We start from the raw sequence: 254 nt of genomic DNA on the forward strand, positions 1-254 counted from the left end.
GGGGAGGAATGAAAAGAACGCTGTCCCTCGCTTTGTGCTGCCTGCTCGGCGCCACGGGGGCGTGGGCGGCCAATCCCGAGGCGGGCAAGAAGATCGCCACCGAGGTGTGCGCCGCGTGTCACGGGCCGACGGGGGATGCGCCCATCGCTCCCGCGTACCCCAGGCTCGCGGGCCAGTACCGGGACTACCTGGAGAAGGCCCTCACCGATTACAAGACGGGGGAGCGGCAGAATCCCATCATGCAAGGCTTCGCC

1 protein-coding gene is annotated in these 254 nt (G+C 68.1%); it reads left to right on the forward strand.

Annotated features, from left to right (window positions below; genetic code table 11):
• Positions 1 to 8 precede the first annotated feature (8 nt).
• The coding region (locus tag ACTFO6_RS19140) for a c-type cytochrome (RefSeq protein ID WP_439935916.1) at positions 9 to 254 on the forward strand (246 nt) is incomplete at its 3' end.

Origin of the sequence: Pelomicrobium sp. G1, from assembly GCF_051905455.1 — a bacterium.
Lineage (GTDB): Bacteria > Pseudomonadota > Gammaproteobacteria > Burkholderiales > UBA6910 > Pelomicrobium.